At 41.4% G+C, this 23,424-nt stretch carries 19 protein-coding genes; 14 read left to right on the top strand and 5 right to left on the bottom strand.

The genetic code is table 11. From position 1 onward, the window contains the following. Nucleotides 1-4 precede the first annotated feature (4 nt). From GJS40_RS04050 to meaB, 9 genes are all read left to right on the top strand, one after another. On the top strand, nucleotides 5-2,002 hold the full coding sequence (locus tag GJS40_RS04050) for a flagellar assembly protein A (protein WP_270896346.1): 1,998 nt from the start codon (nucleotides 5-7) through the stop codon (nucleotides 2,000-2,002). 244 nt (nucleotides 2,003-2,246) lie between these two features. Next, on the top strand, nucleotides 2,247-3,329 hold the full coding sequence (locus GJS40_RS04045; protein WP_270896344.1) for a cytochrome-c peroxidase: 1,083 nt from the start codon (nucleotides 2,247-2,249) through the stop codon (nucleotides 3,327-3,329). 269 nt (nucleotides 3,330-3,598) lie between these two features. Then, complete coding sequence (gene accC / locus GJS40_RS04040) at nucleotides 3,599-4,951, top strand: acetyl-CoA carboxylase biotin carboxylase subunit (RefSeq protein WP_270896342.1); 1,353 nt, start codon at nucleotides 3,599-3,601, stop codon at nucleotides 4,949-4,951. Nucleotides 4,952-4,976: 25 nt separating this feature from the next. Beyond that, complete coding sequence (locus tag GJS40_RS04035) at nucleotides 4,977-5,633, top strand: TetR/AcrR family transcriptional regulator (protein WP_270896340.1); 657 nt, start codon at nucleotides 4,977-4,979, stop codon at nucleotides 5,631-5,633. 2 nt (nucleotides 5,634-5,635) lie between these two features. Then, the gene (accB, locus tag GJS40_RS04030) at nucleotides 5,636-6,145 is read left to right on the top strand and encodes an acetyl-CoA carboxylase biotin carboxyl carrier protein (protein WP_270896338.1); all 510 of its coding nucleotides are present in this window, start codon (nucleotides 5,636-5,638) and stop codon (nucleotides 6,143-6,145) included. 90 nt (nucleotides 6,146-6,235) lie between these two features. Next, nucleotides 6,236-7,789, top strand: a complete 1,554-nt coding sequence (locus GJS40_RS04025) for an acyl-CoA carboxylase subunit beta (protein ID WP_270896335.1) — start codon at nucleotides 6,236-6,238, stop codon at nucleotides 7,787-7,789. A 17-nt stretch (nucleotides 7,790-7,806) separates the two neighbouring features. Beyond that, nucleotides 7,807-9,906 (top strand): methylmalonyl-CoA mutase family protein, encoded by a 2,100-nt coding sequence (locus tag GJS40_RS04020; RefSeq protein ID WP_270896333.1) that lies wholly within the window; start codon nucleotides 7,807-7,809, stop codon nucleotides 9,904-9,906. Then, a complete protein-coding gene (scpA, locus tag GJS40_RS04015) occupies nucleotides 9,903-12,080 on the top strand; it encodes a methylmalonyl-CoA mutase (protein ID WP_270896331.1) in 2,178 nt (725 codons plus the stop codon). The genes GJS40_RS04020 and scpA overlap by 4 nt, the downstream gene beginning before the upstream one ends. 121 nt (nucleotides 12,081-12,201) lie before the next feature. Beyond that, nucleotides 12,202-13,215, top strand: a complete 1,014-nt coding sequence (gene meaB, locus GJS40_RS04010) for a methylmalonyl Co-A mutase-associated GTPase MeaB (protein WP_270896329.1) — start codon at nucleotides 12,202-12,204, stop codon at nucleotides 13,213-13,215. Nucleotides 13,216-13,240: 25 nt separating this feature from the next. On the opposite strand, the gene GJS40_RS04005 is transcribed toward meaB, so the two are convergent. Both GJS40_RS04005 and GJS40_RS04000 read right to left on the bottom strand, forming a co-directional pair. Beyond that, the gene (locus GJS40_RS04005) at nucleotides 13,241-14,431 is read right to left on the bottom strand and encodes an MFS transporter (RefSeq protein WP_270896327.1); all 1,191 of its coding nucleotides are present in this window, start codon (nucleotides 14,429-14,431) and stop codon (nucleotides 13,241-13,243) included. 7 nt (nucleotides 14,432-14,438) lie between these two features. Next, on the bottom strand, nucleotides 14,439-14,960 hold the full coding sequence (locus tag GJS40_RS04000; protein ID WP_270896325.1) for a PadR family transcriptional regulator: 522 nt from the start codon (nucleotides 14,958-14,960) through the stop codon (nucleotides 14,439-14,441). 229 nt (nucleotides 14,961-15,189) lie between these two features. On the opposite strand from GJS40_RS04000, the gene GJS40_RS03995 reads away from it, so the two are divergent. The 4 genes from GJS40_RS03995 to tatC all read left to right on the top strand — a co-directional run bounded on the left by GJS40_RS03995 (nucleotide 15,190) and on the right by tatC (nucleotide 18,951). Continuing rightward, a complete protein-coding gene (locus GJS40_RS03995) occupies nucleotides 15,190-15,444 on the top strand; it encodes a NifU N-terminal domain-containing protein (protein WP_333723866.1) in 255 nt (84 codons plus the stop codon). Nucleotides 15,445-15,680: 236 nt separating this feature from the next. Then, nucleotides 15,681-17,285, top strand: coding sequence for a PhoX family protein (locus GJS40_RS03990; protein WP_270896451.1), 1,605 nt, complete (start codon nucleotides 15,681-15,683; stop codon nucleotides 17,283-17,285). 16 nt (nucleotides 17,286-17,301) lie between these two features. Beyond that, nucleotides 17,302-17,499, top strand: a complete 198-nt coding sequence (gene tatA / locus GJS40_RS03985; protein ID WP_270896323.1) for a twin-arginine translocase TatA/TatE family subunit — start codon at nucleotides 17,302-17,304, stop codon at nucleotides 17,497-17,499. Between the two features lie 693 nt (nucleotides 17,500-18,192). Continuing rightward, the gene (gene tatC, locus GJS40_RS03980) at nucleotides 18,193-18,951 is read left to right on the top strand and encodes a twin-arginine translocase subunit TatC (protein ID WP_270896321.1); all 759 of its coding nucleotides are present in this window, start codon (nucleotides 18,193-18,195) and stop codon (nucleotides 18,949-18,951) included. A gap of 156 nt (nucleotides 18,952-19,107) precedes the next feature. Here the strand turns inward: tatC and GJS40_RS03975 are convergent, their stop codons facing one another. The 3 genes from GJS40_RS03975 to GJS40_RS03965 form a co-directional block, all read right to left on the bottom strand. Beyond that, entirely contained in the window at nucleotides 19,108-19,413 is a 306-nt protein-coding gene (locus GJS40_RS03975) for an OsmC family protein (RefSeq protein WP_333723865.1), read from the bottom strand. 14 nt (nucleotides 19,414-19,427) lie between these two features. Then, nucleotides 19,428-20,399, bottom strand: coding sequence for an arsenic resistance protein (locus GJS40_RS03970; RefSeq protein WP_270896319.1), 972 nt, complete (start codon nucleotides 20,397-20,399; stop codon nucleotides 19,428-19,430). A gap of 847 nt (nucleotides 20,400-21,246) precedes the next feature. Next, complete coding sequence (locus GJS40_RS03965) at nucleotides 21,247-21,444, bottom strand: cysteine-rich CWC family protein (RefSeq protein ID WP_270896317.1); 198 nt, start codon at nucleotides 21,442-21,444, stop codon at nucleotides 21,247-21,249. A gap of 178 nt (nucleotides 21,445-21,622) precedes the next feature. Here GJS40_RS03965 and GJS40_RS03960 point away from each other — a divergent pair, with 178 nt between their 5' ends. After that, the gene (locus GJS40_RS03960) at nucleotides 21,623-23,377 is read left to right on the top strand and encodes a B12-binding domain-containing radical SAM protein (RefSeq protein ID WP_270896315.1); all 1,755 of its coding nucleotides are present in this window, start codon (nucleotides 21,623-21,625) and stop codon (nucleotides 23,375-23,377) included. The last annotated feature ends 47 nt before the right edge of the window (nucleotides 23,378-23,424 follow it).

Below are 23,424 nucleotides of genomic sequence, written 5' to 3'. Positions count from 1 at the left end.
TCAGATGAAATTTACAGGTAAAAATGCCGAAGAAGCTTTTCAAAAAGCGGAAAAAACGCTGCAAACGAGTCGAGAAAACCTCGTAATTGAAAAAATTACATCAGAGGAAAAGTTTTCTTTTTTCGGCTTTCAGAAAAAAATGACGGTCATTCACGTGCGACCTTATGCTAAACCGTCTACAAAAGAAGAAACGGGAAAAGCAAGAAATAATACTGGTCTAGCTTGGGCGAAAGATAATCATATTTATGTAAAAAACGGTGAAAATGGCCCCGTCATCTACCCCCATCCGGATGCGCGATTATTTCATAACGGAGTCGAAAAGCAAGAAGGGTTCGTGATGAAAGAGGAAGACGATATCACTTTTATTTTGCCTACCACCGAAAAGAAGACGAATTGGTCCATCGAAGTGACAGAAGACAAGCAACGCGTACAATTGCACATCACCCCCGGTTACATTCTTCATTACGTATTAAAAGATACAGAGCCGGCTGAGACGTTCGTTTTAGAATTAGAAGAAAAGAAAGAACAGAGACAAACCGTCACTTTAGAGGATATTTATCAAGCATTAACAGAAAAACAAATTGCTTACGGAATCCAACGAGAAGAAATAGAAAGGGCGCTTGCCGCTGAAACGCCAGGAACGTACACCATTGCCCAAGGAAAAGAAGTGGTACACGGAACCGATGGGAAAATTGTGTACTATGTAGATGTAAAAAAGAAACATGTTGTTGGGAAGCAATTAGAAGATGGTACGATTGATTTTCGCTATTCACGAGAAATTCCCAATGTCGATAAAAACACCGTCATTGCCAAAGTAATACCACCAATTGAAGGACAAAAAGGTCGAAATGTGTATGGAGAAGAGGTCATGCCACGCCACGGAAAACCTGTGATTTTAAAGTTGGGAGAAGGTGTGATCGAGGAGGAAAAGGAACCCTCTTTATGTAAATCAACACAAAGAGGAAGACCTCAAGTAGAAGAAAGCGGAAGAATCGTTCGTCTATCTGTACTTCCTCAGTTTACGCAACAAGGAAATGTCAACATGGAAAGCGGTAACATTGATTTTGTTGGAGACGTAGAAGTGTTAGGAAACATTGAAGAGACAATGGTCGTAAAAGCGTATGGAGATTTGCATGTTCATGGAAATATATGGCATGCCGCAGCAACAGCTGGAAATGCACTTCTTGTAAAAAATAGCATTGTTCAAAGTAAAGTGATTGTAGGCAGTCACTATTTTAAGGAAAAAGAATTAATTCAACAACTTGCCTTACTCAATCAAAAAATGCAACAAATCATCTACTCCATCCATCAACTATATGAAGCATCCTCTACTAAGCTAAAGATTCATGATCCTGCCGAATTCAAATCACTTCTCTCTTTACTCATCGAAAAACGATTCCAAACTTTCCTTCCAAAAGTAAAACAATTTATTGAACAAGTAGAACGAGAAAAAAGTGTCATTCATGAAGAATGGCTCTATGTTGCTCAAAGGTTGTATCGGTCGTTCATCATTTTACATGAACGAGGGGTACAAACGAAAGAAGAATTAAGTCTTTTGTTGAAACAAATGAAATGGCTCCAATCCACCAGACAAACACATGCTCATCAAGGAGGAGATGTGACTTTTTCTTCCGCTTTGCATAGTACGATTGCAAGTAGCGGAGATGTATTAGTAACCGGAAAAGGTTGTTCCCATACAACGATTCAAGCAGGAGGGCAGGTGCGTATCCCCCGTTCTTTTGTAGGCGGAACGATCTTTGCTCGAAAAGGAGTAGAAATTGGAATGGTAGGCTCTAAAACCGGAGTAAAATCAATCATTGAAGTTCCGGAAAATGCAGCCATTCAAATACAGCTTGCAATGGAAGATACCGTCATCAAAGTTGGAAAACAAAGCTACATTTTTACGGAAAACACACGCAACGTGTATGGTCATTTAAACGATAATGGGGAGCTTCTTCTCAAGAGAGATGGCAAGGAAAATCCGTCAGCTATCACGTCATAAAAAAATCATCTCCAACCGTGTCTTTCGTGATGCAGTTGGAGATTTTTTTATACAACCATCCATTTCGAAAAAATTCGACAAATGTTGTAAAGTATTCATTTTTTTCCATCATTATACATAAAACGATTACTTTATAATGAATTTAGAATCACTAATTGATCTGATAGAGAAAATGTATAGGTATATGGTCATGAGTGATTCGAATATTCGTATATGGGGGAGTGAATAGAGGATGGAGAGAAGCATGTTACGACGAGGGGGAGTTGTTCTTTTCTTCCTTTTCATACTCTCGTTGATGACGGGGTGTAATGGGGAAGAAGCAGCTGTAGATGGTGAATTAAATCAAGAGCAGCAGGAAGCAAAAGAAAGCATTCCAGCATCGTCCCCACGTACATTAACGGATAGTGAGTTACGAGGATATTTTGAACCACTAGGTCCTGTGCCGGTTCCTAAAGATAATCCGATGACAGAGGAGAAAGTGGAGCTTGGAAAAACGTTATTTGTTGACCATCGTCTTTCTGGAGACCAAACATTAAGTTGTTTATCATGTCATGCGCCTGGAGCCGGGTATGCGGATAATAAGGCAAAATCTAAAGGATTTGAAGGAGTTTTGTTAGATAGACATACGCCGAGTGTCATCAACACGGCGTACTATGATGAATTATTTTGGGATGGAAGAGCGAATAGCCTAGAAGAACAAGCCCTTGGACCGATTCAAAATCCAATGGAAATGAATCAAACATTAGATGGATTAGTAGAAACAGTGGAAGGAATTGAAGGATATCAACCGATGTTTGACGAAGTGTTCGATGGAAAAATCAATGCGGAAAATATTGCCAAAGCAATTGCAGCATTTGAAAGAACGATTATTTTAGATGACACGAAACACGATCGTTTCATCGCTGGAGATAATGATGCTTTGACGGAACAAGAAAAATTTGGAATGGAAATTTTCGTGACAAAAGGGAACTGTTTAACATGTCATTCCGGACCAAACTTTACCGACAATAATTACCATCATGTCGGAATAGACAGTGATGACCCTGGAAGATATGACGTGACGCAAGAGGAAGAAGACATGGGGAAATTCCGCACGATGGGCTTGCGCGGCATTGCAGCCACGGCGCCGTACATGCATGATGGTAGATTCGACACGATAGAAGAAGTAGTCGACTATTACGACCGCGGCGGTGATGGACATGTAAATCAATCCGAATTCATTCAGCCGCTAGGTCTTACGGAGGAAGAAAAGGAAGCTTTAGTTGCTTATTTGCATGCCATTAGTGGCGACGTACCAGAAATCGACATCCCAGAATTACCCGAATAAATAAATGGATTTAAAGTCTCCAATGGTACACATATGACTGTTGGAGACTTTTCACATTGTTTCAATCGTTGCCGGTGTATAAGAGAAAAGGGATAGGAAACGGTATAAGAAGAAAAGTTTTTCTTTGCGAACAAACTTGACAAATGATAGAAATTTTCTTACAATCGGATTACGGCCAGACTGACTAGTCGGTCTAGGTGTTGCAGTAATTATGAAGCATTCCATGTATTCTTGATGTAAGAATTTTAAACGAGAGAAGGTGCTACATCATGTTTAAAAGAGTATTGATTGCAAACCGTGGGGAGATTGCGGTGCGCATCATTCGTGCTTGCCGTGAACTCGGAATTGAAACCGTTGCAGTTTATTCCGAAGCGGATAAAGAAGCACTTCATGTCATGATGGCAGATGAAGCTTATTGTATTGGTCCTTATTCATCAGCCGAAAGTTATTTAAATAAAAACAATCTTGTGTCGACAGCATTAAAAACGGGAGCCGAAGCGATTCATCCAGGATATGGCTTTTTGGCGGAAAATGCAGAATTTGCCGAAATGTGTGCTGATCACGATCTTACTTTCATTGGACCGTCTCCCGAAGCAATTAATAAAATGGGAGCAAAAGCCGTTGCCCGAGAGACGATGGAAAAAGCAGGGGTACCTATCGTTCCCGGTACAGATGGCATCATTGAAAAAGAAGAAGAAGCATTAAAGCGAGCGGATGAAATTGGTTATCCGGTCATCGTCAAAGCGACAGCCGGAGGTGGTGGAAAAGGCATGCGGGTGGCAGAAGACCCGGAAGATTTGAAAAAAGCGATTAAAATGGCACAACGAGAAGCAGAGACAGCCTTTGGTGATGCGGGCGTCTATATGGAGAAATTTGTTGAAGAACCTCGTCACGTCGAAATTCAAATTATGGCAGATGCCCACGGAAATGTCGTTCATTTCGGAGAGAGGGACTGCTCCATTCAACGTCGTCACCAAAAGCTTGTGGAAGAAGCTCCATCCCCGGCACTTGATGAAAAAACACGGGAAGCAATGGGACAAGCAGCGATACAGGCGGCAAAAGCAGTGAACTATTGTGGCGCTGGTACGGTGGAGTTTTTATTGGATAAACATAAAAATTTCTACTTCATGGAAATGAACACGCGAATTCAAGTGGAACACCCGGTAACTGAAGAAGTAACGGGAATGGACCTCATTAAGGAACAAATTCGCGCTGCCGCAGGGGAAAAGCTCTCTGTATCCCAAGAAGATATTGAAATTAACGGATGGGCGATTGAGTGCCGAATTAACGCCGAAAATCCACTCAAAAACTTCATGCCTTCCCCTGGGAAAATTGATATGTACTTACCGCCTGGAGGACTTGGAGTGCGCATTGATAGCGCCGTGTATCCGGGTTACTCGATTACACCCCACTACGATTCAATGGTGGCAAAATTGATTGTTCGCGGAAACACCCGTAAGGAAGCGATTACGCGGATGAAACGAGCATTACAGGAATTTGTCATTGAAGGCGTCGATACGACGATTCCATTCCATCTGAAATTAATGGATCATGAAAAGTTTCAAGATGGCGACTTTAACACGAAGTTTTTAGAAATGTACAATGTGTTAGAAGAGGACTAGTAGCTAGTGAAAGCAGGTGATAGATGTGCCGGCCAAATCCACAAAAGATAGGATTACTGAATCCGCATTACGACTGTTTGAGGAGCACGGCTTTCACGCAGTCACCGTTGACAAAATTGTAAAAGATAGCAACACATCCAAAGGTGGGTTTTACCACAACTTTAAATCAAAAGATGAACTGCTTTATACCATTCACGATTCATTTATTACGTATGTCATTGATAAAGCAAAAGAAGCCCATTCCAAGTACGATACCCCTGCCGAAAAATTGTACGAAACGGTACGTTCTTTTGTCACAATGTTTGACATGTACCGAGCGCATGTGACGGTTTTTTACCAAGAAAGCATTTATTTGTCACCGACGTATTTTAACAGCATTAAGAAAAAGCGGGATATTTACAAAGAAATGATGTTTTCTGTTGTAGAAGAAGGAAAAAGATGCGGTGAGTTTAGAGAAGAGTTACCGGTTCCAATTACATCCATGGCGATATTTGGAATGATTAACTGGACGTACAAATGGTACAAAGCGGATGGGAAATATTCCGTAGAAGAAATTGCGGAAATTTTTGCTGATTTAGTGATGCATTCCGTTTTAACAGAAGAAGCATTAAAGAATCCAAAGTATCAACGTTTCTTTTTAAAAACAAAAAAATTAAACGGTCAAGAAAAAAGGAGTGTTTAACGATGTTTAAAGTGAATGAAATTAAAGAGTTAATTCGGGCATTGGACAATTCAAGTGTCGCAGAGCTAGAAATTAAAGGGGAAAACAAAGAAAAATTAACGATTAGAAAACAAGGAGCTGTTGGACAAGCAGTCGTTCAGCCAGTAGCAGAAGAAGCAAGTGTACCTGATGCAGCACCTCCAACCGCTCAAGAAGCACCTGCCGTAGAATCCACAACCAAATCAGAAGGAAAAGAAGAAACAAAAGCACCAGCACCAGCGGATGATGACTCCATTGTTGAGATTACATCTCCAATGGTCGGGACATTTTATCGGGCCCCGGCGCCAGATGCAGATCCTTACGTCAAAGTTGGGGATAAAGTGGAAGAAGATACGGTCGTTTGTATCGTAGAAGCAATGAAGTTGATGAACGAATTGGAAGCAGAAGTGTCTGGAGAAATTGTCGAGATTCTTGTAGAAAACGAAGAACTTGTGGAATATGGACAACCGCTTTTCCGTGTCAAACAAGCGTAAATCACACATACCGGGTTCAGTGGGAGGATCTACTGAACCTCGGATGAATCAAACATAATGTCAAAAATAAAGAAAGGGAGGCTTTTTCCGATGAGTGATATATTTGACCGAATAGAGGAAATGGAACGCAGACGGGAAAAAGTCCAATTAGGCGGTGGACAAGATCGCATTGATGCCCAGCACGAACGGGGGAAGCTGACGGCAAGAGAGAGAATTGACATTCTTCTAGATGAAGGCACGTTTATTGAAGTCAATCCATTTATTGAAAATCGGGGAATGGACTATGCGGACCAAGAAGCACCGGGAGAAGGTGTGGTCACGGGCTACGGAAAAATTGATGACCGTCTTGTTTTTGTGTTTGCGCAAGACTTTACTGTTTACGGCGGTGCCCTTGGAGAAATGCATGCGTTAAAAATTGCGAAAGTGATGGATCTCGCTGCAGAAAATGGCGCACCAATAATCGGTTTAAGTGACTCTGGCGGAGCAAGAATCCAAGAAGGGGTTCTTTCATTGGATGGATATGGCCACGTCTTTTACCGAAATTCCATTTACTCTGGTGTTGTGCCCCAAATTTCCGTCATCATGGGTCCATCTGCTGGGGGAGCGGTTTATTCTCCAGCTATTACTGACTTCGTTTTTATGGTGGAAAAGACAAGCAAGATGTTTATTACGGGACCGAAAGTGATTGAAACGGTCACTGGCGCTAAAATCAACGCAGAAGACCTTGGTGGAGCAAAAGTCCATGCAACGAAAAGCGGAAATGCTCACTTTACAGGGGCAACGGAAGAAGATGTATTAAATGAAGTACGTCGCCTCATCTCTTATTTACCACAAAACTTTGAGGAGAAACCACCACGAAAAGAACCAAAAAATAACATTGATTTTGAAGAGAGAATTGATGACATGCTGGACATTGTTCCAATTGACGCGATGAAAGTATACGATGTGCGCGAAGTGGTCAAACGAGTGTTAGATGACGGCGATTTTATGGAAGTGCAACCGAAATTTGCGAAAAATATTGTCATCGGTTTCGGGCGAATTGATGGCGAGACCGTCGGCATTGTTGCGAACAATCCGAAAATGATGGCAGGTGGCCTAGATATTGACTCTTCTGATAAATGTGCACGATTTATCCGTTTTTGTGACTGTTTCAACATTCCGATAATTACGTTTGAAGATGTGAGCGGATTTATCCCTGGCGTGCAACAAGAACATGGAGGAATTATTCGTCACGGAGCAAAAATTTTATATGCTTATTCGGAAGCGACGGTACCGAGAATTACGGTCATTTTACGAAAGGCTTTTGGCGGTGCTTATGTTGCTTTAAACAGTAAGGCAATTGGCGCAGATATGGTATACGCCTGGCCAAATGCAGAAATTGCCGTGATGGGACCTGAAGGAGCTGCCAACATTATCTTTGCGAAAGAAATCAATGAAAGTGACAATCCAGAACAGACGCGTCAAGAAAAAATTCAAGAATATCGCGAGCGCTTTGCAAATCCGTATGTTGCGGCAAGCAACGGGATGGTAGACGATGTCATTGATCCGAGAGATACGAGAAAATATTTACGCAGTGCGTTAGAAATGCTTCGCAATAAGAAAAAAGAAAATCCGAAGAAAAAACACGGCAACATACCTTTGTAATAAAGGAGGGGAAGTTGATGAGTCATGAAGAAGGTATCCGTCAAGTGTTAGAAGAAATTTGTGACTTTCCGGTTCCTACGCAAGAAGAATGGGAGAAAGTGACAGAAAAGTCGCTAAAAGGTCGTTCTATTGAAGAAGCACTCTTCACAAAAACGTTGGAAGGAATTACGTTAAAGCCTTTATATCGAGAAGAAGATCGGGACAAGCTTCCATATCAACATACGATGCCGGGACAGTCTCCTTATGTGAGAGGGACAGAAGCGGGAAAACTTCCGTCTCGTCCGTGGGAAATTTCCCAATCCGTATCGGAAAGAGTTCCAGCGCTTGCAAATCAAGTCATCAAAGAAGGACTGGAGCGGGGACAACATGCGGTGAAAATTGAATGGAACGAGGCGCTTTGGGAACATCGTGAAATTTCGCGAGACAATATCAAAGACCAAGGGGTTCTTGTTACTTCCGTAGACGATTTACTGACGTTACTTGATGGAATCGACTTGGACGCTCATCCTTTTCATGTAGAGACCGGTCCGGATCCACTACCACTATTCTCCATGTGGATGGCTGCGATGAAAAAGAAAGGTGCGACAAAGTTTATCAAAGGAAGCGTTGCTGCGGATCCTTTTGGATATTGGGTGAAATACGGCACTCTTCCACTTCCTTTGTCCACATGCTTTGACCACGTGGCGGATGTGATCCGTTGGTGCGATGAAGAAAAGGTGGATGTGAAAACGATTCTCGTCTCCAGCGAACCGTATCATCTTGCTGGTGCCAGTGCAACGGAAGAGCTTGCCTATATCATCGCCACCGCTGTTACTTATATTAAAGAGTTAGCGGAGAGGGGAATTGAACCAGAAAAAACCATCTCCCACATGCAGTTCCATTTACCGGCGGGGGCAAACTTCTTTATGGAAATTGCCAAGTTTCGTGCTTTAAGAGTGCTATGGTCCCATGTTCAAACCGCTTACGACATCAATGAAGAACAGCGCACGATGACTGTGTATGGCGTCACTTCGAAAAAGACAAAAGCGAAATATGACCCGTACGTCAATATGTTGCGAGCTACAACAGAAGCGTTTTCATTAGCAGCAGGAGGAGTTGACAGTGTGGAAGTTACTCCTTTTGATGAAGTGTTTCAACGTCCAACTTCTTTTTCGCGACGAATTGCCCGGAACACGCAAATTATTTTGCAAGAAGAATCCCATCTCGGACGCACGATCGATCCAGCTGGCGGTTCTTACTATGTAGAAAACATTACTCATGAACTTGGGGAAAAAGCGTGGAGATTATTTCAAGACATTGAAGCGGACGGTGGTTTTGAAAAAGCCCTTCGAGAAGGACGAATTCAAACACAATTAGAAACGCTTCGAAAACAAAGAAAAGAGCAAGTGGAGCATCAAGAAAGAGTCTACGTAGGTGTAAATAAATATGCGGATATATATGAAAAACCAGTATCCGTGACACCAGAAAGCGATGAAAAAGAAATTGTTCGTTACTTCGAAGCAAACAATGCTTCCCGCATTGTTCATAATGAACTGCAAGATAACGAGAATAAAACAGCTCAACTAATAGAATTTGCTTCCGAGAATACAACACTATTTTCACAACGGGTAGCATGCAGCTGGAAAGAAGAACAAGAACCGATTACATCGCTTCCAGTATTTAGAGAAGCGGAGTTATTTGAATCTCTTCGTGAGCGAGCGGAACAATTCAAACAAACGAAAAATGAGCCTTTATCCGCTCTTTTAGTCGGATTAGGTCCTCTTGCTCACCATAAAGCCCGGGCTGATTTTGCGGCTGGATTTTTGCAGACAGGTGGTTTTGAGATAGAAAAAACGGACGGTTTTGATGACGCGGAAACAGCGATCGCACAAGCGGTGAAAAGCAAAGAAACGATCATCGTTTTATGTGGCCGGGATGAAGCATATGAAACATACGGTCTATCAATTGTAGAAGGTATAAAAAAACAAGCGCCGGATAAAACAGTATTACTTGCCGGACAATTATTCGATGAGGCTTTATGGAAAGAAAAAGGTTTAGATGGTACGATTCATCGTCATTCGAACGTTTATGAAACTTTACACTGGCTTCAACGTGTGAAAGGAGCGGTGGAACAATGAGGCATCCCGATTTTACGAAAATATCTTATGACGCTGGCAAAGTAACTTCCAATCAAGACAAGTGGGAAAAAGATATCCAAAAACAGACCGGGAAAAGCTTAAAAACTTTAACTTCTCGTACCGTGGAAAAGATTCCGGTTGAACCGCTATATACGTCTGATGACACGAAAGACCTTCCACATACCGGCTATGTCTCAGGAATTGCTCCGTATTTACGAGGTCCGTATCCAAGCATGTATATCACCCGACCGTGGACGGTACGTCAATACGCGGGATATTCAACTGCGGAAGAGTCCAATGCTTTTTACCGTAGAAACTTAGCTGCCGGTCAAAAAGGACTCTCTATTGCTTTTGACCTTGCGACCCACCGCGGCTACGACTCCGATCATCCCCGGGTGGTCGGGGACGTTGGAAAAGCAGGGGTTGCGGTGGATTCCATTTTAGATATGAAAATATTGTTTGATGGTATTCCTCTCGATCAAATGTCTGTGTCGATGACGATGAACGGGGCGGTTCTTCCTGTCATGGCCTTTTATATCGTGGCAGCGGAAGAACAAGGAGTGAAAAAAGAACAACTCGCAGGAACGATTCAAAATGACATTTTAAAAGAATATATGGTGCGGAATACGTACATTTATCCGCCGGAAATGTCTATGCGGATAATCGCCGATATTTTTGCTTATACATCAGAAAATATGCCGAAATTTAACAGCATTTCAATTTCGGGATATCATATGCAAGAAGCGGGAGCGACTGCAGACTTAGAACTTGGTTACACTCTCGCAGACGGCTTAGAATATGTTCGCACCGGCTTAAAAGCAGGGCTTGATATCGACCAATTCGCGCCACGGCTTTCATTTTTCTGGGCGATTGGAATGGATCATTATATGGAAATTGCAAAAATGCGTGCGGCAAGACTGTTGTGGGCACGTTTAATGAAACCTTTTCATCCAAAGAATCCAAAGTCCATGGCACTGCGCACCCATTCTCAAACGTCCGGCTGGAGTTTAACCGAACAAGATCCATATAATAACGTTGTCCGGACTTGCATTGAAGCGATGGCAGCAGCAATGGGACATACGCAGTCTCTTCATACGAATGCATTGGACGAAGCTATAGCCCTTCCAACAGATTTTTCCGCCCGAATTGCCCGAAACACGCAACTATACTTACAAGAAGAGACTGGCATTACAAATGTCGTTGATCCATGGGGCGGGTCTTACTATGTTGAAAAATTAACCGCAGAACTTGCTGCGAAAGCATGGAAACATATCGAGGAAATCGATGAAATAGGGGGAATGACGAAAGCAATTGAAGCGGGACTTCCGAAGATGCGAATTGAAGAAGCGGCAGCTCGACGTCAAGCACATATTGACTCTGGTCGTGAAACGGTCGTTGGAGTGAACAAATATCGTGTCGATCATGAAGAACCACTGGACATTCTTGATATTGATAATACCGCTGTGCGAAACGCCCAACTGGAACGATTAGAAAAGCTCCGTCAAGAGCGGAACGAAGATCAAGTGAAGGAAACGCTTTCCGCCATTACGAAAGCAGCGGAAAGTGGAGAAGGAAACTTGCTCGCTTTAGCGGTGGAAGCAGCTCGAGCTCGCGCAAGTCTTGGAGAAATTTCCGATGCGATTGAAAAAGTATGTGGAAGACATGAAGCAGTCACCCGTTCCATTAGTGGGGTGTACAGTTCAGAATTTGGAGAAGAAGAGATGATGGAAGAAGTACGGAAAATGACCGATGAATTTGCGGAAAGAGAAGGAAGACGTCCGCGCATAATGGTCGCGAAAATGGGACAAGACGGACACGATCGCGGGGCGAAAGTGATTGCTACTGCTTTTGCGGACTTAGGGTTTGACGTAGACATTGGACCGCTTTTCCAAACACCTGAAGAAGCAGCTCTGCAAGCAGTGGAAAATGACGTCCACGTGTTAGGAATGAGTTCTTTAGCAGCAGGACACAAAACATTGCTTCCTCAAGTGGTGGAAGAATTAAAGAAACACGGTCGGGAAGATATTGTCACCATCGTCGGTGGCGTCATTCCGGCTCAAGATTATGATTTCTTGAAAGAAAAAGGAGCCGCTGCTATTTTTGGGCCAGGAACGGTTATTCCAGTTGCAGCAAAAAAAGTACTAGAAGAAATTAACCGACGTTTAGATGATTAATAAAAGTTGAAAGGCTGGCTTGCAAAAAAAGCAGGACAGCCTTTTCTTACAACATAAGTGAAAACAACATGCGACCGGACAAATTCTTGGAGAGAAAGAAAATGGAAAGGAGGAGTCGCGCGTGGGTGAAGAAACAAAACCACGAAAAAGAAAAAAGTTAACGGTGGATGATTACGTCAATGGTGTGTTAAATCAAGACCGAGCCATGATTGCTCGGGCAATAACATTAGTGGAAAGCAATTCACCGAAACATTTTGACATGGCACAAGAATTGTTGAGACGCCTCATGCCTTACACGGGGAAATCAATTCGCATCGGTTTTACCGGCGTACCTGGGGCAGGGAAAAGTACCCTTATTGAAGCATTTGGCACCATGCTTTGTGAGCAAGATCATCGCGTGGCGGTACTTGCAGTCGATCCTTCCTCTGCAATTAGCCGAGGAAGTATACTCGGGGATAAAACGAGAATGGAAAAGCTTTCGCGACATCCGAATGCCTATGTCCGGCCTTCTCCATCCGGTGGTAGCCTTGGTGGTGTTGCGAGAAAAAGTAGAGAGACGATGCTTATCTGTGAAGCAGCCGGTTATGATGTCATCATTGTTGAAACGGTCGGTGTAGGACAGAATGAAATTACCGTACGTTCGATGGTCGACTTTTTCCTTGTCATTATGCTTACCGGTGCAGGAGATGAATTACAAGGAATGAAAAAAGGAATCATGGAAATTGCCGATGCGATTTTTATCAATAAAGCAGACGGTGATAACGTCCAAAAAGCACGAGCAGCTAAAGCTGAATTCAACCGCTTGCTTCATTATCTAAAACCAGCAAGTCCTGGCTGGAAAACAAAAGCTTACACTGTTTCTGCCTTAACAGGAGATGGCGTGCCAACGATATGGGAAGTGATTAAAGATTATGAACGAAAAATGAAAGAAAGCGGTTATTTTGAAGAAAATCGCGCAAATCAACTGTCAGAGTGGATGGATCGTCTCATTGAAGATGAATTAAAAATGTCATTTTACGAACATCAACAAATTAAAAAGACTCTCCCGGAAATGAAAAAGAAAGTAACAACAGGAGAAATTCCTCTTGCCCAAGCGGTGCAAGAATTAATGAAGGTCTACCGAAAAGAAAAGTAAGGACAAATACCCGTCCTTACTTTTCTCATTTTAATGCGTGTGTGGCGGTGGTAGGAACTTTCTTTTTTTGCTGCATGTAATACACGTAATACAAGAAAAAAGCTACTGCAGAGAGAACGATTCCGGTAATATACGGAAGTCCCACGGCGATGGAAAATAACCAGCCACCAAAAGGAGGACCGATGATTCGTCCGAGGGAATCAAAGGAAGACAACATTCCCGTTGCCCTTCCATACCCCTTTGTTGCAGTTTTTGTAATGAGAGCAGAAACGCTTGGACGAATGACGCCGTTGCCGATGCCAAAGAGGCTTAAAAAGATGGCAGCAGTCAGAAAGTTGTCGACTAACAGTATGAGACCAAATCCAAAAGCCGACATAATAATTCCAATTTGAATGACGATTCCTTCCCCAAATTTTTTCGTCATGCGACCGACGAGTCCACCTTGCACCAATGCGCCAGCAAATCCCATAATCATAAAGATGTAGCCAAGTTCCACTGTTCCTAATCCTGCTCGTTCCGCGGCAAAATAAGCAAAAGTTGCTTCCAATCCAGCAAGAGAAATGGACACAAAAAATTGTAGAAAGTAAAGAATGGTTAAAGAGCTTTTAAATGATTGGAGAAAAGGTATTTTTTCTGCCGCAACGTTTTGGCCACGTTCTCCTTGAGGCAGGGATTCTTTGACGACAAATAAAACGAGTAAAAATGTGACGAGAGAAGAAAAACCGGCGACATAAAACGGCATCGCAAGACTCATTTGTGAAAAGATACCACCTATTGCCGGACCAAATACAAAGCCAAGTCCCACCGCTGCTCCGACAATTCCCATTCCTTTTCCTCGGTCTTCTTCTGAAGTAATATCAGCAACATATGCTTGTACGGTAGGCATATTGGCAGAAGATAAAAAGCCACCAAGAATTCGTGCTGCAAATAAAACCCATAATTCTTCGGCCAATGCCATGAAGAAAAAGGAAAAGGAAAGTCCTAAAATACCTAATAACATGAGTGGTTTTCTTCCTACGCGATCAGACAGTCTCCCCCACATAGGAGCAAAAATAAATTGCATGATTGAGTACACGGCCATTAATAATCCTAATTGGAAAGGAGAAGCTCCTAATTCTTCCGCATAAAAGGGTAAGACCGGAATAATAATTCCAAATCCGACCATGACGAAAAACATCACGGCAAACAAAACAGGTAACGCTTTTTTTGTAGTCAAAAGATGTTCACTCCACTTCGTTCTTTAACTGGTTCATCGTTCGTTCGAGAAAAGATAATTCGGCTTGAAGCATCGTTTGTTGATGTAACATGGCAATGTTCACCCCAGTACTTTTGCTATGTATAGGTGTTTGGTCTACTTTATGTTTTTCTTCTTTCACTTTGTCGCGTCTTTGTTGTAAGTAGCGAATGACGTCTTGTTTAGGAAGATGATGAAGAAATAATAATCCAATATCCCCTTTATAAAAGACGGTATCCGCTGTCGATAAATTAAAAGCAAGTAACTCTTTAAAATAAGCGACTCCTTTTTCATTAATAGAATACACTTTCCGAGGAGGTCTGTTTCCATCGTATTCAACTTTTACATCAATGTACTTGTCTTTGCTTAATTTGTCTAAGTGCGCATAGGCTGTTGCTTTTTTTATATCCGTCACAAATGGTAAATTTGTTTCGATGAAGTCGTGAATTTGGTATCCGTGTTGACTTTGGTTCATCAGTAGTCCGAGTAAAAGCAATGAGCGATGATCCATAAACATCTCCCCTTTGATTGCAATCATTGTCGAAGGAGTCTGTAAAAAGTATAAATAATAAGTAATTGATTAGTCAATGTCTGACTAAGTAACATCTTGTGTTATTTTGTTGAACAAGAACCGTTTTGTAAAAAGCGTTCATCATTATAGAGTCATAAATTTTTTCTTTTTAATTGGTGAATGATAGGATAGAATATGAGTAAAGATGCGGATTGATAGGGGGATTATAATGGAATTAAAAGTAGGTCAAACTCCGAATCCGAATGCGATCAAGTTTACGGCGAATGAAACACTTTTTGAAGAGAGTACTTCTTTAAAACCTGGAGATAGTACCGACCATCCATTTGCCAAAGCACTGCTTGAATTAGATGGTGTTGATAATATTTTCGGGTATGGTGATTTTGTGACAATCAATAAAACACCTGACGCTGAATGGGACGATCTCATTCCGAAAGTACAAGAAGCTTATCAACAGACAAGGTAAAAACGAAGGGACCTATCGTAATAGCATCCGATAGGTTCCTTTTTTATGGTTACTTTTACAATTTTCTTTACTTTACAAATCTTTAATAAGGATTAATAACTTTTCCACGCTAGATTAACAATCTTTCTTTAAGATGAAAAGTGTTTAGAAGTACATCACCATTTGGAGGGATCGTTGTGGAAGTAAACAAAAATCGCCGGAAATTTTTAACGTACGTAGGAACGGGTGTCACTGCAATGACAGTAGCTTCAACCGGTTTAGGAAGTGTATTATCTTCTGACACAGTAAACGCCCAAGAAAACGCAGAATTTAAAGCAAGCAGTCATTTATTTGGAAAAGAAAAACGAGTAGCTAGTTTAAATTTCACTCCGATTCAACCTTCTAAAGAAGATGAAGTCATCCTGCCAAAAGGGTACAAATATGATGTCATTGCGGCTTACGGAGACGTAATTAATAACAAAGGAGAAAAATTTGGCTTTAACAACGATTTCACCATGTATTTGCCAATCAATGGATCAAACAGACATGGACTTCTTTGGGTAAATCATGAATATAGCAGTGAAGTGTTTGTGTCTGGTCCAAAGAAAAATGGTGCTTTTTCCCAAGAACAAATAAAAAAAATATTAGAAGTTCAAGGTGGTTCGATTATTGAAATTGAAAGAGACAGCGAAGGCGTTTGGAAAATGAACACAGATTCCAAATATGCTCGTCGCATAGATGGTTTTACTCCTTTTGAATTGAGAGGACCTGCAAGAGGCAGTGAAGCGGTGAACGGAGCAAAAATGGCACAAGGTACCTTTGCAAATTGTTCCGGGGGAAGAACTCCTTGGAACACGGTGCTCTCCTGTGAAGAAAACTTTGAAGAGACAGCAGCTGACGCAGGTTTAGATGATACTCATTATGGATGGGTCGTGGAAATAGATCCATTTGATCCGAACTTTCAACCTCGCAAACATACTGCGCTTGGACGTTTCAATCACGAAAACGCAGCAGTAGGCACGACAAAAGATGGTCGCCTTGTTGTATATATGGGGGACGACAAGAAAGACGCCGGTGTGTATAAATACATAAGTAAAGACAAGTATGTCGAATCCCGCGGGAAAGAAAATTCAAAGTTATTAGAAGAAGGAACGCTTTACGTCGCGGATATGAAACAAGGACGCTGGTTACCATTAACGATTGAAGAGGTACGAAAAGCAGCAGATGGTAATGCCGAATTGCTAGAAAAGTTTCAAACTCAAGCCGACGTATGTGTCCATACCCATGAAGCGGCAATGTTAATTGGTGGCACGCCGACAGATCGTCCGGAAGATGTGGAAATCAGTCCATTTGATCGTTCGATTTTCATTGCCCATACAAACAATGATCGTCACGGAAACATTCATGGACATGTCACTCGCTTTATTGAGAAAGATAATGATCTAGGATCTTTAGAATTCCATTTTGAAATTTTTGCTGCAGGAGGTCCACAAAGCGGGTTTAGTGCACCGGACAATTTAAGTTTTGATAGTGACGCCAATTTATGGACGGTTACAGATATCTCCTCTGGCTCTCTTAATAAAAATGTGTTCACTCCATTTGCAAACAACGGTGTATTTGTCATTCCTACCGTCGGAGAGCATGCCGGAGAAGCGTATCAATTTGCTTCTGCTCCAGTGGAAGCAGAAATGACAGGTCCGTGGTTTACACCAGACGAAACAACCTTGTTTCTCTCCGTCCAGCATCCAGGAGAAATGACGGAAGATTTTCATCATCCTACGAGCATGTGGCCTCATCGCGCAGGAGACAATATGCCTCGACCGGCGGTAATTGCCATTACGGGATTTAAATATGAATTTTAAAAGGAGAGAAAGCTAAATGCCGTTTAATATTGGGATTCCAGGCTTAATTCTTATTTTAGTCATTGCTTTGATTATTTTTGGACCGTCAAAATTACCTGAAATCGGACGAGCTTTTGGTACCACTTTAAAAGAATTTAAGCAATCTGCCAGTGAACTTGTGAGCGATGATTATAAAAAAGAGAAGAAAAAGGAAAAAGATGACGCCGTTTCTTAAATTAAAGAGAGAAGATGTAAGTGAATAGCTTGCATCTTTTCTTCATTGTGCGCCTGGCATGGGTGTAATCTATAGGATGAGAGTCCCGAGCCACGAAGGCAGAAGTAGTGGTTAGCTTAACGCAAGGGTGTCCGTGGCGACGCGGAATCTGAAGGAAGCGGGCGCGAAACTAGGTCTCGAGGAACACGAACTTCATACAAGGCTAGGTATCATTGGATGAGTTTGCAAGACATGCCAAAGGTGATACAGAGTAAATGAAGCGGATAGATGGAAGGAAAGATGACATCCTTACCCAGGGAGGTCTGATGGATACGTGAAGTACCCTTCATAACCTACTTCATGAGGAGTAGCTGAACCATCAGAAGTCAGCAGAGGTCATAGTACAAATCGGTCTAGAACGGTTTGGAAGGACGGAACAATGAAGAGAGAATAGCCCTTTGCATTCAGTCAGTCATGATGAACACAGAAAACGCGAGTACCTCACTTGAGGAAGGAAACGGTGAATTCCGTGGAAGACCTCTTGGAGGGTGGAGTGACTGCTGGCATAAGAAGATAAGCTATTCACGGAAGGAAGTCTTGCGTTACCCATCTTAATTGAACCGCCGTATACGCGAACCGTACGTACGGTGGTGTGAGAGGACGGAGGTTCATCCCCTCCTCCTACTCGATTCATTGGAAGAAAGGAAGAAGAAGATGGATGAATCCAATGTGGACGTTGTGGCGGAATTGACCGAATTACGAAAACGGATATTCATTACCGTCGGTGCTTTTCTTGCATTTCTTTTTGTTTCATTTCTTTTTGTCAATGACATTTATCATTGGCTCGTGAAAGATATTTCTATGCCATTGGCTGTTTTAGGCCCTTCCGATATCCTTTGGGTATATGTTATGATTGCAACGGTCGTCGCTATCATATGTGTGATTCCGGTTGCGGCCTACCAAACGTGGCGTTATGTCAGTCCGGCACTAACAGAAAGAGAGCGGAAAGTAACCGCTGCATATATCCCTCTGTTATCTTTGCTTTTTGTCGTTGGTATTTTGTTTGGCTACTTTATTTTATTTCCGATTGTCATGCATTTTTTGCTTTCTCTTTCAGAAGATATGTTTACGACATTTTTTACGACAGAGAAATATTTTAAGTTTTTATTACATATGACGCTTCCTTTTGGATTTTTGTTTGAATTGCCGGTGGTAGTGATGTTCCTTACTAGTTTAGGGATTGTCACTCCAATTCGGTTGAGACAATGGCGGAAGTACGCGTATTTTTTTCTCGTCGTTATTTCTGTCATGATTACTCCACCGGACTTTTTGTCAGACGTACTTGTCATCATACCGCTCATCTTTTTATATGAATGCAGCATTCTTTTATCAAGCATGGTGTTTCGAAAAAGAGAGAAGAAACTGGTAGTAGAAGAAGAGATAAGCAAAACAACCACGAGCATCACTTCTTAAGCAATGCTCGTGGTTGTAGTTTTGTTATGCTTTTTTCCACGTATCGTTTAATGTGACGCCTGCTGCTTTTATTAACGTATACACTGGGCAACGAGATTCGACTTGTCGTTGCAATTCTTTGATGCGACTTTCCGTTTCAGATGTTGTAACGGTAGCTTAAACGTGAATTGATTCAAAATATGGCTTTACATTTGGGTCTCCCATGAAACCTTTTGGATTAAATTCCCCCGTGATACGAAAAGAAATGTCATGTAAATCAAATTCCATTTCTTTTGCAATGACGTGCGCCGTGACGTTTTCACATCCGGCAAGGGCACTGAGAACGGTTTGCATGGGGTTGGCCCCTTTATCATTTCCACCTAATTGACTTCCTTCATCGATAATCAACTCATGTTTTCCAGCCTTCGCAAATGTTGTCATTCCATCTGTTTCTGTACGAACTAACACTTTCATATTTTTCATGATGATCTTCTCCTTTATGTTAAATTTGCTGTTTTTGGTTTAAACCAATATTTCAGTGATAATTTACTGTAGTAAGCAATACTTTGTTGTTGCACGATAAAAGCAATTGTCACGAGGAGAGCTGCTTCCGCTCCGAAAGAAGTGGCAGCAATTCCAATGGCAATCGATAAATTGCGCAATACAGTACCATTTACTAATGCAATGCCATCTTTTCGTGGCAGAAACGCTTTCGCTGTCATCGTGCTAATGACAAAGTTCAACAGGTAAAACAAAATTAAGACGATAAGAGCGACAATAATGAATTGTACGTTTGCAAGAATAGTTGACGCTTGCGTGCTGACACTGACAAACACGACATATAACATCGCCCATATGCTTAACGGTCCAAAGGATGGTTTAATTTTCTTTTGAAATTGCTCTTGGGAATATTTTTTCATGAGTATTTTAAACGTAATATGTCCGAGAATCATCGGAACAAAAACGACCATTAAAATCGTTTGAAACGTCCGTAAAATATTCACTTCCACATATTCTCCGACCATGAGAAGCAAATACCATGGGGTTAACAATGACCCAATGATGAGTCCAAAGACCGTGAGCTTTACTGCTAATGCGACATTCCCTTTTTGAATTGCTGTCCACGAAATTGTCATTCCACTTGTCGGAAGCAACGCTGATAACGCAAGTCCTGCAAACATCAGTGGATAGTCTCGTAAAAACAATACGCCTATCCCGTAAGCAACGAGAGGAATAACGATAAAATTAAGCAACAAAGACAAACCTAACCCTTTGGAACCTTGAAAGGAGGTTAGTTCTTTAAATTTAAAGCCAACCATTGTTGCATATATCATAATGATTGTTGCGAAAAGAATCGTCGGTCGCAGTACCGATGTATCTACGAGAGAACCAACGATAAAACCGAGAATTAATGTAAGCGGGACACTAATGAGTAAATGTTTCTGTGGAAATACGTACAGCTTCTTCAACCAAAACCTTCCTCCTTTCTACCTGTTTTATACCCATTGAGGTATACAAATATACTATAAGGGGTATTTTTGTTCTTGCAACTTTTTCATGAAAAAAGATCATCAGGAGTAAGGAAAGAGTTATGTTTTTGTATAGTGTAGATAAAAGATGAAGAAAGTATCCCTTGGGTTTTGTTTTCTTATTTTTTTAAAAATGAAAGAATGTGTATTTTAACGAAAGAAGAGGATGAGACAAAAGTATTTTAATCACAAAGAAGAGGCTGTTTAATAAGTTCTGAAAAATAAATTGAGAGTTCCTTTGAACAATCATTTAGCGCAGAAACGGTACCATGATCCGTTCATAGCTTGTTTCCACAAACTATTTTTGAATGAAACGGTGGCATGAGCGATCCATGGCTTGCTTCCACAAGCAATACTTTGATGAAACGATGGCATGACCCATCCACGACTTACTTCCATCAACAATTTGGTGTTGGAAACATGCCTATTCGGTCAAGAGGCGTTTCCAGAAGCAATTTTTGATGAAGTGGTAACAAAAAAATGTCCAAAAAGTCACCAATCATGACTTTTTGGACAGCTCCTTTCCTTTTTAACCTATACTAGCGTAGGCAGAATACGTAGACTCCATGCGTAGGGTAAAATGGAGGCGGACTAAAACCGCGACGTTCTGTCGCAACGTCCGCTACTCACACATCCTGTCCGTCGGAAGACCTAAGAGCGGTGGTTTCCCGCGAGGAGGCCGTGCCCGCGGAAAGCGAAGTATTCTACCGAAGCGATAGTCATTATTCGTATTTTGTTCGGAATGATATAGTTATGTCTCAACCACTTCTTGAAAAAAGTGATATGTTTAGCTGTTTTCTAAAAATTCTTTTTCTTTAAATTCTGTTAAGCAATTTTTACAAATGCAATGCTTATAAAGGCTTTCTTCCGGGACGAGGTCAAAAATTTTTTTAGGAAATTCCTCTTCCGTACACCAGCACTGTTTGTTCTCTCCTGCTTCACAATGATTGGCATGATGGCAAATTGGACAGATGACGTTCGCCAATAGGATCCTCCTTCTTATATTTTATGTAATGAACTTATTATATCATCTCTCACGTGCAAATCGGTCTCTTTTATTTCTTTTACATAATATCGGCTTATTGTCCGTTCCTTTCTTTTTATTCGTCCATTTGAGATAATGAAACGAAGATGTTTTTTCGTGATAAAGGAGGACACCGAGAATGCGTGTAGTTGTAAGTACGCTAAATGCAAAGTATATCCATACGTGCTTAGCGTTACGTTATTTAAAAGCATATGCGGAACCTGAATATGATGTTGAAATGGCAGAGTATACAATCCATGACCCGGCGATGAACATCGTGACCGATTTATTTGAAAAAAATCCCGACGTCATCGGTTTTTCTTGTTATATTTGGAACATTGAAGAAACGATTGTTGTAGCATCCATGTTGAAAAAGATTAAGCCAGAGCTAAAAATCGTATTTGGTGGCCCGGAAGTAACATACGACACGGAATATTGGATGGAGCGAATCCCTTTTGTCGATTTTATCGTTCGCAATGAAGGAGAAGAAACGTTTAAACAGTTGCTTGATGAAATCTCTAGTAACGAAGAGTACCACCTCATATTAGGACTAGCTCACCGAAAAGATGGGGAAGTTGTCATCAATCCACCACGGCCAAAATTGGATTTGACGACTCTTCCTAGTCCTTATCGATTTGAAGAAGATAAAGAAGCTTTGTCTAAACGGATTACTTATTTTGAAACGAGTCGCGGCTGTCCTTTTAGTTGTCAGTTTTGCTTATCGTCCATCGAGTACGGTGTCCGCTATTTTGACATTGAAATAGTGAAAAGGGACTTATTGTACTTGATTGAAAATGGTGCGAAAATGATTAAATTTGTCGACCGTACTTTTAATATTCAACGGGAATATGCGAAAGAGATTTTTCAGTTTTTAATTGATAATCACCAAGGATGTCAATTCCAGTTTGAAATTACCGCGGACATTATGCCACCAGAGTTACTACAGTTTTTAAATGACAATGCACCTCCGGGTATTTTCCGATTTGAAATCGGAGTACAATCTACAAACGATGAAACGAATAAATTAGTGAAACGTCACCAAAACATGGAAAAGCTAGAGCGCACCGTTCGAATGGTAAAAGAAGGTGGAAAGGTCGTCCAACATTTAGACTTAATTGCAGGTCTTCCGGAAGAAGATTATGACCGATTCAAAAAAACATTTAACGACGTGTTTGATATGAGACCGGAAGAATTACAGCTCGGTTTTTTAAAAATGCTAAGAGGAACCGGATTAAGAATCAATGCAAAACAGTTCGGTTACGTATATATGGACCATGCACCGTATGAAATGCTATCGAACAAAGTGATGTCTTTTGCGGATATTGCTCGCATTAAACGAGTGGAAGTGATCCTTGACAAATATTGGAACGATCATCGCACGGATCATACGGTGGAATATCTCGTCACACACGTTTTTCCGACGCCATTCGATTTCTTCCAGTCTTTTGGCGATTTCTGGTACGAACAAGGGTGGCGGAAAATTGGTCATCAGTTAGATGATTTATATAACCGTCTCTATTTATTTTTACAACAAGAAGCGCCGTCATCATTGCGAGTCGTAGAAAGTTTGATGACGTACGACTATTTACTTCATCACAACCATAAACCGCGTAATTTGTGGAAAGAAGCGACATTCACTAAACAAGAACTGACAGAGCTTTTTGAATGGATAGAAAACCATCGTGACGAACTACAACTCCCGGAAGATATGATGAAACATCAATGGAAAAAACATACTATCATTGAAAAATTAAATTTCTCATTGGATTCTTATTTGAAAAAAGGAAATATGATAGAAGAAGAGGAACTCGTTCTTGTCTATTATGACGTAAAACGACAAACAAAAGTCGTGCGAAGTTTTGCTCGAGAAGACATCGCCGTGAACGCGAAGTGATCATTCCCTTTGATGCAAGACAAATCCCCCGATTTAATTGGTTTAAA

The organism is Aliibacillus thermotolerans (assembly GCF_027853235.1).
GTDB lineage: Bacteria > Bacillota > Bacilli > Bacillales > Marinococcaceae > Aliibacillus > Aliibacillus thermotolerans.
This window is presented reverse-complemented; position numbering and strand designations above follow the sequence as displayed.

What these genes read in the sequence shown, in the direction of transcription:
- GJS40_RS04050 (WP_270896346.1), top strand. Translation starts at nt 5, where the DNA reads ATGAAATTTACAGGTAAAAATGCCGAAGAAGCTTTTCAAAAAGCGGAA.
- GJS40_RS04045 (WP_270896344.1), top strand. Translation starts at nt 2,247, where the DNA reads ATGTTACGACGAGGGGGAGTTGTTCTTTTCTTCCTTTTCATACTCTCG.
- accC (WP_270896342.1), top strand. Translation starts at nt 3,599, where the DNA reads ATGTTTAAAAGAGTATTGATTGCAAACCGTGGGGAGATTGCGGTGCGC.
- accB (WP_270896338.1), top strand. Translation starts at nt 5,636, where the DNA reads ATGTTTAAAGTGAATGAAATTAAAGAGTTAATTCGGGCATTGGACAAT.
- GJS40_RS04025 (WP_270896335.1), top strand. Translation starts at nt 6,236, where the DNA reads ATGAGTGATATATTTGACCGAATAGAGGAAATGGAACGCAGACGGGAA.
- GJS40_RS04020 (WP_270896333.1), top strand. Translation starts at nt 7,807, where the DNA reads ATGAGTCATGAAGAAGGTATCCGTCAAGTGTTAGAAGAAATTTGTGAC.
- scpA (WP_270896331.1), top strand. Translation starts at nt 9,903, where the DNA reads ATGAGGCATCCCGATTTTACGAAAATATCTTATGACGCTGGCAAAGTA.
- GJS40_RS04000 (WP_270896325.1), bottom strand. Translation starts at nt 14,960, where the DNA reads ATGGATCATCGCTCATTGCTTTTACTCGGACTACTGATGAACCAAAGT.
- GJS40_RS03995 (WP_333723866.1), top strand. Translation starts at nt 15,190, where the DNA reads ATGGAATTAAAAGTAGGTCAAACTCCGAATCCGAATGCGATCAAGTTT.
- GJS40_RS03990 (WP_270896451.1), top strand. Translation starts at nt 15,681, where the DNA reads ATGACAGTAGCTTCAACCGGTTTAGGAAGTGTATTATCTTCTGACACA.
- tatA (WP_270896323.1), top strand. Translation starts at nt 17,302, where the DNA reads ATGCCGTTTAATATTGGGATTCCAGGCTTAATTCTTATTTTAGTCATT.
- tatC (WP_270896321.1), top strand. Translation starts at nt 18,193, where the DNA reads ATGGATGAATCCAATGTGGACGTTGTGGCGGAATTGACCGAATTACGA.
- GJS40_RS03975 (WP_333723865.1), bottom strand. Translation starts at nt 19,413, where the DNA reads ATGAAAAATATGAAAGTGTTAGTTCGTACAGAAACAGATGGAATGACA.
- GJS40_RS03960 (WP_270896315.1), top strand. Translation starts at nt 21,623, where the DNA reads ATGCGTGTAGTTGTAAGTACGCTAAATGCAAAGTATATCCATACGTGC.